4 protein-coding genes are annotated in these 9,609 nt (G+C 69.4%); 3 read left to right on the top strand and 1 reads right to left on the bottom strand.

Translation table 11 applies throughout. The annotated features are described in order from the left end of the window. Positions 1–292: 292 nt before the first annotated feature. Positions 293–4,861: a carboxypeptidase regulatory-like domain-containing protein gene (locus tag ACFU6I_RS46330; RefSeq protein ID WP_384379979.1), complete on the bottom strand. Its 4,569-nt coding sequence runs from the start codon at positions 4,859–4,861 to the stop codon at positions 293–295. 737 nt (positions 4,862–5,598) lie between these two features. On the opposite strand from ACFU6I_RS46330, the gene ACFU6I_RS46325 reads away from it, so the two are divergent. From ACFU6I_RS46325 to ACFU6I_RS46315, 3 genes are all read left to right on the top strand, one after another. Next, positions 5,599–6,192: a hypothetical protein gene (locus tag ACFU6I_RS46325; RefSeq protein ID WP_384379976.1), complete on the top strand. Its 594-nt coding sequence runs from the start codon at positions 5,599–5,601 to the stop codon at positions 6,190–6,192. Between the two features lie 126 nt (positions 6,193–6,318). Next, on the top strand, positions 6,319–8,733 hold the full coding sequence (locus ACFU6I_RS46320; RefSeq protein ID WP_384379973.1) for a Tox-REase-5 domain-containing protein: 2,415 nt from the start codon (positions 6,319–6,321) through the stop codon (positions 8,731–8,733). A gap of 25 nt (positions 8,734–8,758) precedes the next feature. Further along, entirely contained in the window at positions 8,759–9,490 is a 732-nt protein-coding gene (locus ACFU6I_RS46315) for an Imm52 family immunity protein (RefSeq protein WP_384379970.1), read from the top strand. The last annotated feature ends 119 nt before the right edge of the window (positions 9,491–9,609 follow it).

Here is a 9,609-nt window from a genome sequence, read left to right as displayed (position 1 = left end):
CAAATCGGCACAAGAGTGGCGCGGGTCACGTGGTCTGCGTCATATAAAGGGCGCCCTATTCGCTCACCGTAATGCCGAATAAACGCACTGTATTGGTGGTGGTGCGGTGATTACCGGCGCGAATCCGAGGGGAATCCCGACCGGGTGGCCGGCGTGTGACCGACCGGGTGGCGACGTCGCGCAACAGGGCCGATTCGGCGTTGCGCGGCCGCGTGAAGGCAGGGCTGTCGTCAGCGGAGACGGGAAGGGCCCGCGCCGGTGAACGGCGCGGGCCCCGTGGATCGGACTCCTCTCAGCAAGTGGTGGGGCGGAGGGCGAAGTCGGTGGTCACCGCCTCGGCCGCCTTGAGGTTCACCAGCCGGGACTGCGGCTTCCAGCCATCCTGAGCCGCGATGATCTCGACCGGGTTGTCCCTCGGAGCCCAGACGGAGTACCGGCCATCCGCATCGGTCTTCAGGGTGTGGGTCCAGCCCTTCTTGCCGTTGATCTGGACGGTCGCCCCGCGCAGCGCGGTGCTGTTGTCACGGCAGTCGACGCCGGTGACGACGCCCGTCGCCTTGCCCCAGTCCTTGGGCGGCTGCACGGTCATCGTCACGTTGATCGGTGCCACGGGCGGGGTGTCCGACTTGATGCCGAGCTGGGCGGTGTACTTGCCGGGCTGCTGCACGCCCGCCGCCGTGGAGGCCTCGAGCTTCACGTTCACCGTGATGCTCTGCCCGGGCTGCAGCGTCGCCGAGGTCGGGGACGCGGACAGCCACGGTACGTCGGTGACAGTGGCGCACTGGTCGAAACCGGGCAGCAGTTCGCTGTCAGGCGTCGGGGTGAAGCCGCCGGTCGAGCCACCGACCTTGACGAAGCCGCACGCCGCACCCGCCCGGTAGCGGGCGAAGTTGGCGTTGGGCAGCGCCGACCAGGAGTTGGCCGCCGGGTCGTACGCCCAGCCCTGGTTGGTGACCGTGGTGGAGTTGTTGATGACACCGGTGGAGACCAACAGCAGGCCGTTCGCGGTGTCCGCGGACACCCCCCAGAAGTCGACCGGCAGGTCGGCCATCTGGGTCCAGGCGTTCGCGCCCGGGTTGTAGGCGTACGTGCTCTTCAGCGTCGTCGGCCCGTTGCCGCCGGCGCAGTAGAGCGTGCCGTCGATCCCGCCGCAGCCCTGCCACGCCACCTCGACCGGGTACGGGGCGACCGTGGTGAACGTGTCGGCCCCCGGGTTGTACCGGACGGTCACATTGGACTTGCTGCAGTTTCCGTCCACGCAGCCGCCGACGAGGTAGATCTGGCCGTCGATCACCCCGATGCCGGGCGCGGCGCGCGGGGCCGGGTTGGTGCCGGCCCGGGTCTCCCACGCGTTGGTACCGGGGTTGTAGGCATAGACCTTTGCCGACGTGTTGCCCGCCGTGTTCCAGCCACCGAAGACGTAGAGCTTGCCGTCGACGAACGTCGCTGCAGGCTTCTCCAGGGCCGCCGGCATGTCGGCGATCTTCGTCCAGGTGTTCGCCGCCGGGTCGTACACGTAGCTGTTGGCGAGGTTGGCGGCGCCGTCGGTTCCACCGACCGAATACACCTTTCCGTCGTAGGCGGCCACGGCGTTGTCCATGACCTTGATCGGGTAGTTGGCCGTGTTGATCCACGGCGGCGCGTACGGGGTCGGCTCCAGGACGTCGCCGGGCTTGCTGTCGCCCCGCCAGGCGGGCGATACGCCGCCACCCTTGACCCGGAGGTTCTGCAGGCGCGCGCCACGCGTGCCGAGCTTGTCGAAGTTGCCGGCCCGCTCGGACAGCTCAAACGTGGCCGGTGCGGTGCCGTCGTTGCGGATGGTGGTCGTCGCCGTCTTGGACTGGCCCAGCGTCAGGGTCCCCTCCACCGACGGCGGGGTAACGGTCAGCCGGCCCGACTTGAGTGCGAAGTCCTCCCGCGTGGCCGTGTCGGCCGCCACATCCACCGTGGATGTAACCGATTTGTACTGGTTCTTCGCCCCGGTGAACGGGTGCTTTCCGGTCAGGGTCGAGAACATCCAGTAGAAGCCGTCGCCGAGTTTGGCGTCGTCCGGAGTCGGTCCGGTCACTGCCTTCTCCGCCGGCTTGTCCTCACTGATCACCGTCGCATCGTTGAGCCCGGCGCCGGTGTTGCCGTCCAGCACCCGGCCGACCACCAGACCACCCGGGATCGGGTCGCAGGTCCGGTTGACGATCGACAGGTTGTCCAGCTCCCACCACCATGCATAGGTGGCCTGGTAGTGGAACCGGATCCGCACGTCGGACTTCCCGGCCGCCTGCGGCACCGGGATCTCCTCCAGCACCGGACCACGCCGGCTGGTGCTGGTCCAGCGCGACACGTTCTTCCAGGTCGTGCCGTCGTCGACGCTCACGTCGACGTCGGCGAACCCGCCGAGCGCCCGGTAGTCGCTGTTGAACCGCAGCACCGGTGTCGGTACGGCGGACAGGTCCATGGCCGGGGTGATCAGCGCGGTGTCCATCGGCTTGCCGGAACCGGCGCTGTCGCTGTCCGCGATGGCGTACTTGCCGCTGCCACCGGTGAGGTTGCCCCGGTTCTTCGGGTCGGCGAAGTTCCAGCCGCCGTTGGGGGTGGTGTTCTCCACGCTCCAGCCGGCCGGCGTGTCCCCGGACTCGAACTGCTCGGTGACGACCGGTTCGCCGTAGCCGATCTTGTACCCGGTGGCGTCGCAGGAGGTCTCGACCGCCAGGTCGAAGTTCCGCACCAGGTCGCTGTCACCGACGGTGACTTGCGCGTTGCCTTGCCGGTAGGACGGGTACACCGGCTTGACCGTCAGGCCGTACTCAGCCCCCTGCGGCAGATCGACGCTGTACGCGCCGGTCACCGGGTCGGTGAAGACCGGGCCGCCTGGCTTGCCGGCCACGTCGATGCGCGCGTAGAGCGGCCAGCCGTGCCCGGAGTCGTCCTTCACCACGCCGCTGACCTTGCGCAGCGGAACCGGGTCGAGCGTGAAGCTCGCCGTCACCGTGCCACTTTCGGGCACGGTCACCGTCTCGGACTTCGACGCGTAGCCGAATGCCGAAGCGGTCACCTCGTGCTGTCCGGCCGGCAGGGTCAGCTTGTACTCGCCCTGGTCGTCGGTGACGGTGCCGCTGCCGCCGACGCGTACCGTCGCACCGGCGATCGCTCCGCCACCGGACTTGGAGACCTTGCCGGTCACCTCACCGCGCGGGCCGTTCACGCAGTTGGGGAACTTCATCGAACCGATACGGGTCTGCCAGTTGGCGGAGCTGGTCTGGGACAGGTACTCGGAGGTGAACCAGAACGTGCAGCCGTCCGTCGGGTCCACCGACATCGAGCTGTAGTCGCCCCAGCGGGACGCCGAGTGGGTCTGTGCGCCGGTACCGGCGATCAGGGTCCGCTCGCTCTGCCCCAGTTCGCCCAGCGGGTCACCGGAGAGTCGCCCGGCCATCCGGATCGACGGGAAGGACGTGCTGCCCGATGACGTGTAGCCGATGGCCATGTTGCCGCTGACGTCCATGGCCGCGCTGGCCATCCACCGGCTCTCACCGTCCGGCGCATAGGTGCCCTGCTGATGGATGGCCCAATCGGTGGGCGAGTTGCTGCGCAGTTCGTACCACCGCACGCCGGCGTGGTCGCCGCCGACATCCACGGTGTGGTTGAGCACCATGGAGGCGTGGTCGCCGAAGTTGCGGTAGGCCGCCCGGTACATCAACCGGTCGGCGATCGCGTCCAGTCGCGCCGAGGTGCCCTGCTGCGGGATGCAGGACCGGGCGCCGTTGCACATGTTCGAGTCGAACGGTGCGGTCTCCAGGGACCGGTTCGGCGCCAGGTTGTTGCCGAAGGTGGAGTTCGCCGGGTTGGCCCAGTCGACGTGGAAGTCCCACATCAGCAACCGGTCGGTGGGCGAGGTGCCCCAGGCGTCGTCGTCGAACATGGAGAACGGGTTGGGTGCCCCGGCCGGCGGCGCCTGCCCCTCTGCGTCGGCGGGCAGCAGGCCGCCGAAGTCCGGACCGAGGTGGAAGTACACCATCCGGGCCGGCTCGCCGGCGAGCATCTTCTCCCGCTCGAAGGCCACCGCTCCGGCGCCGACGAAGGACGGGGCGAACTCGTTGGTGGTCATGTAGTAGGCGTCCGGCCAGATCCCGTACTTCGGGTAGTCGTTCATACGGGTCTGGTGGTAAAGGAAGTCGTACCGGTAGAAGGCCCCGGTCGGGTCCGAGGTCTGCGAGATCGCCATGCACTGGTGGTTGCCGGCGGATCCGCCCGGCAGGGCGAACTGGGTGATCATCCAACGATCGGCGGTCTCGTCGTAGAGCACCACCGGGTCGCCGTCGTTCCTGGTCTCGCACGGTCCGCCGAAGCCGGCGAAGAGCGCATTGCCCGGCAGTGGCCCGAGCAGCTTGTTGCCGCTCTTGTCGAACACGGCGTAGTGGAGGTTGACCATCTGGACGTAGTGGTTGGGGCCGACATCGCCGTTGGTGTCCGGCGGAAGCACCCCGTCGACGTTGCCGACGCCCTCGAAGTTGGCCTTGAACTCGGGTACCTGGCTGGAGGTGAAGCCACGCTGGACCGGGCTGCTGCCCTCCTTCGCGGACGGGTTGACGGCGGCGCGCTCCAGCGAATGGGCCGGCTGCACGGAGGGCTTGCCGCTGCTGCGCTTGGTGGCACCAGGCTTCGCGGAGATGTCACGCAGCTTCGGGGAGAGGTCGTGCTGGACCGCGTCGCGTACCTGCGCCTTCGCGGCCGGCTTGGCTTCGGGTGCGGCGGGCGCCGTGTCGGCGGGCTTCGCCGTGGCCGGCAGGCCACCGACGAGCAGGGCCAACATGGCCAGGAATGCCACCAGTCCCGCTCGTAGGGTTCTTCGTCGTGTACGTCGCATGGGACATGTCCTCCTTGCCGAGGCAAACTAGGGATGTCTCAGACCACGTGGGGGGTTTGGGTTACAGGGGGTTCGTAGCCGTCGTTCGGGTAAGTCCCGGGTGACGTGTGCACAACAGTAAAGAGAAGGTAAGTTCTGCTGAGTAGAGTGATTTCCGGACACACGTGGAGCCAGAGCCCGGACTCATCTGCCTCAGCCGCCACGTGGTGAGGGCGAGCCTGGCCCCCGACGGCGCGCGCACTGCGTGTGGCTGTACTTCCGCTTCCCGCTCGGTTCCCGCGTGGCCGGCAGATGCGCGGCCGGGCAAGGCTGACGGCCGGGACGGCAGGTCGACGGCGCGGTGCGCCCCAGCCATCGAGCTTCCCGTCCGCCGGCTCGCCGAGCTGGTCACCGCCCCATGGGTGCGGTGGTCGTAGCCCTGCTGCCCGGTGATGTCGCCCGCCGGTCAGGTACCGGTCGAGGTGGTGTTCCGGGTGTCGGCACATTGGCGAGAACCAGCGGCCTGCCGACCGCAACGCCGTCGTCCGCCCGGGACTTCGGCTTTCCGCCCAAGGGGCGACTTGGGTCCGTGGGCCCAAGCCGCGCTCCGATGCGCTCATTACGCTCGTGCACGACCAACCGTGAGGCATGTGACGACGCCGCCGCGAAGCGGCAATCCGGCATGCCCGCGCGCACGGAGAACTTCACGCTCCATTCGTACTGGCGAGGTGCCCCCACACCGATGAGGTGAAGCGTCGATGAGTGACGGATTCTTCTACTCGTACCATCTTGGCTGGAACCGCCCCGATGCCGAGACGCTGCTCGGCGATCTCGATGCGGCCGGACTGCGGATCACCCACCCCACCACCCGACGCATCACCCTCATCACCCCGGGACCCGAGCCGGCGATGACCCAGTCGTGGGTGACCAGGGAGCAGCTCGTGCTCCTGGCGGGCCTGCAACGGCTCGACGAGATCGGGTTCCTGCTCTGGGTGAAGCGCGGCGCGGAGATCCATGTGCGCATCCGTCGCACGCGGGACGGCATCGTCTCCCTCGAATTCGGGCTGTGCCGGCTGTCCCGGGACGAGCGGGAACTGGCCGTACGCGCGATCAGGGAGGCGATCGGCAGGGCTTCCCTGCTCTGCATCGGCTTCGTGGTCGACCGGGACGGTGCGTCGGTGGCGACCGACTGGCGGGCGATCATCGTCAACGGCACGACGTGCTTCGACAGTTGGCCCGACACACTCGCCGTGCGGCATGAGGTCGCGGACATGCAGCCGCAGCTGTCCGGTGCGACGTCCTTCGAGCAGTCGCCGTGGATGCTGTTCGGGAGCGAGGTTCCCAGCAGGTAGGGCGGGCAGGCCGGGAGCCCGGGGCCGGGTTTGGGTCCTGGGGCCCATGCCCCGGACGGGGCGATGTGGTCGGATAAATGAAGTGGCCCAAGTCTGGTCACATGCCGACCAGTTGGGGGACTCGTCGTGTCTGGCACAGGCGGAATAGCAGTTCCGGGCGGCGGCGTCTCCCTGACCCGTTCCGGCAGGCAGTCGCTGCCGCGCCCGCTGCAGGCGGTGCTGATTCTCGTCCGGACGCTGTTCGTCTTCGCGGTCCTGGGCGGCATCGGTGTGCTCACGGTGGCGTCGTCGATCAACGAGGTCGACGGAAAGCTGATCGGACTGCTGCTGTACGCCGCACTGCCGAGCGTCTCCGCCTTCGTCCTCTCGCTGTACCTGCGTACCGGCGGCATCTGGATCTGGCGCGGGCTCCTCGCCGTCCACGTCTGGCTCACCCTCGGTGCGCTGGCGACGCTGGGCGCGGGCGGCGGGCGCGGGGCGACACAGCTGGTGATGCCGGTCGTGATCGTCGTGCTGCTGTTCCGCCCGTCCTCCCGCGACTGGTTCGAACTCCCCCTGGAACAGCGGCAGCCGCACCGGCCGTTCAGCATCGCGCGGATGATCAAGTGGCGCCGGGACGGCGGCCAGACCGCCATGGAGTACCTGGGCATGGTCCTGGTGGTCGTGGCCCTCATCGGCGGCCTCGTGGCGACGGGGATCGGCGCCCAGCTGACCGGGGAGATCCGGAGCGCGATCTGCCAGCTGACCGGCAGCGCGTGCCCGGCGCCGGGCGGCGACGTGGAGGCCGGGGGCGGGACGGACGGCGGGGGCACGGCATCCGGCGGGGGCACGGACTCGGGCGGCGCGGTCGCGGGCGGGGGCACGGACTCCGGCGGATCGGCCGCGTCCGGGGGCTCGGACTCCGGCGGGGCGGACTCGGGAGGCTCCGACGCGTCCGGTGGAACCGACGGCGCGGGCGGCTCCACCGAGGGCTCCGGCGCCTCGGGCGGATCCGACAGCACCGGCGGGAACGGCGGGACCACCGGCTCGGGCGGCACCGACACCACCACCCAGGACGGCGACGTCGACGAGGGCGGCGACGACATGGACCCCACCGAGGGTCCGGAAGCCGACTACGGAGACTACGACGGCACCCAGGACAAGAAGGACGACGAGAGCTGCACCTCCGGTGTCGGAGCGTTCTTCTCGTGCGCCGCCCATCAGACCGGCGGCTTCTTCAAGGGCCTGGTCGGCGACGGCCTGTGGGGCGACATCACCGGCACCTTCGACACGATCATTCACCCCATCAAGGCGTGGGACGGCCTGATGGACTACGGCAAGAGCCTCGGCGACAAGTGGGTCGAGGACTCCAAGGGCGCGGGCGACAAGTGGTCCGAGGGTGACTACCTCGGCGCCGTCTGGGACTGGACCAAGGCGTCCGGCGGCACGGGCCTGAAGGTCCTCGACGACATGTTCATCGGCGACGAAGTCCGTGACATGTGGAAGAACGGCAACGAGGGCCAGGCGATCGGCACCGGTCTCTGGAACATCGGCTCGCTCTTCATCCCGGGCTACGGCGAGGCCAAGCTGATCGGCAAGGTCGGAAAGCTGGGCAAGCTCGGGAAGCTCGGCAAGGTCGGTGAGCTGGCCCAGAAGGTCTCGGAAGCCGCCTCCAAGGCCAAGAAGCTCGCCAAGGCCGGCGATGTGGGCGGCGCGGAGAAGGCGGCGAAGGAGGCACGTCAGCACGCCGACGACCTGGAGAAGAAGGTCGAGAGCAAGGGCTGCCCGATCGGCGCGGGCCCCCTCGGCCGTACGGGCATCCGGCCGGGTGCCACCACGGTCACCACGGCTTCCGTACGCACGACGGCGGGCACGACAGCAGCCACGACGACCCGCACGACGACATCCGGCGTGACACGGACCACCCACGCCGGATACGCCACCTTCCCCACCGGCTTCCGTGCCGAGGGCTGCGAGGCCTCACCGGAAGAGGTCGAGGCGGCCAAGCAGGCGAAGAAGGACGCGGACGACGCCGACAAGGCGGCCAAGGCCGCCAAGCGCGAGGCCGAGCGGAAGCGGCTCGCGAAGATGGAGAAGCCGTCCTGGTACGACCAGCTCAAGAACCCGCGGGCGGGCACCAAGGACCTCGGCGACGGCAAGTGGAAGTCGAAGAGCGCCGACACGTACGCGTACCCGCAGGAGATGGGCGCCCGCTACCAGGAGCAGGTCTCCGGCGTGAAGCGCGGCAAGGAGTACGAGGTCCCGCTCGACAAGATGGACGGCAAGCCCGTCGAGTTCGACGGCTGGGACTCCGCGAACCAGACGTACATCGAGACGAAGTGGGGCTACCGCGGAACCCGGTTCTACGACGAGGCGACGGGGCAGCTCACCAGCCTGGCGACCAACCGCTGGGTGCAGCAGGCGACACGTCAGCTCGACGCCGCGCGCGGAAAGCCCGTGGTCTGGCACATGTCGGACCCCGACGTGGCCAGGGCCACGCAGGACATGTTCGACGACAGGGGCCTCGACATTACTGTGGTGCACACCCCGGTGAAGCCCTGACCGGGCAGCGTGAGAGGAGACCCCGTTGCTGAATGTCACGGTCCACGGGCTGTGGGGTGTCCGGAAGGAGGACCCGCAGGAAATCGCCGAGCGCTGGGGGCACCTGCTCCGTGCCCTCGGTGACATCGATGCCGATGCCTGCGGGACCTGGCGGCCGGCGGAGGCGGAGGGCGACCCGACGGCGCCGGCGGTGGAGCTCGGTGTGCCCGCCCTGACGGAGTACCTCCTGCTCACCAACCCCGACCCGGACGCCCCGTACATCGGCTACACCTCGTCCGTGTGGTCGGGACAGCCGGACACGGTGAGGGTGACCGTCTCCGTCACGGCGGGAGGATCGGCGAGCCGGGCGCCCGACTCGTGCGTGGTGGGGCTCGTCTCGGCCGCGGACGATGCGCCGGAACTGGTGCGCCGCTCCACGGCCGTTCTGGAGGCGCTCGTCTCCTGCTGGGGCCCGGACTGGGGCGAGGCGTACAGCAGGGAGGAGTTCCGCGCGGTGAAGACGGAGTTCGGGCTCCGGGCCGGCGCCCCGCGCGCCGGCCGGTCGGTGTATCTGTCGCCGGGCCGGGCGGACCGCGTACCGGAGGGGCTGCCGGGGACGTACACCCGTACGGCAGACGGCGGCCTGGTCGTCGATCTCACGCGCGGAGGCACGGAGCTGCCCGGAATCGACACGATCACCGAGGTGAACAGGCAGCTGCTGGCGGCCGGGGCGCTGGAGCCGCTGACGGTCCCGTTCGACCGGGCCACGTTCCGGTAGTGCTTCGGCAGGTCCTGCCGCAGGGCTGCCGGCCACCAGCCCTGAACGGACAGCCGTCACAGCACTGCCGGGCCGGTCAGGGCGAAGGCCCCGCCCCCTCCTGGGTGGAGGGGGCGGGG

The organism is Streptomyces sp. NPDC057486, from assembly GCF_042802415.1.
GTDB lineage: Bacteria > Actinomycetota > Actinomycetes > Streptomycetales > Streptomycetaceae > Streptomyces > Streptomyces yanii.
Note: the sequence above shows the minus strand (reverse complement) of the source record. Positions and strands in the feature narration are given on the sequence as shown.

Coding starts and splice junctions, on each gene's coding strand:
- ACFU6I_RS46330 (WP_384379979.1), bottom strand. CDS start 4,861: ATGCGACGTACACGACGAAGAACCCTACGAGCGGGACTGGTGGCATTC.
- ACFU6I_RS46325 (WP_384379976.1), top strand. CDS start 5,599: ATGAGTGACGGATTCTTCTACTCGTACCATCTTGGCTGGAACCGCCCC.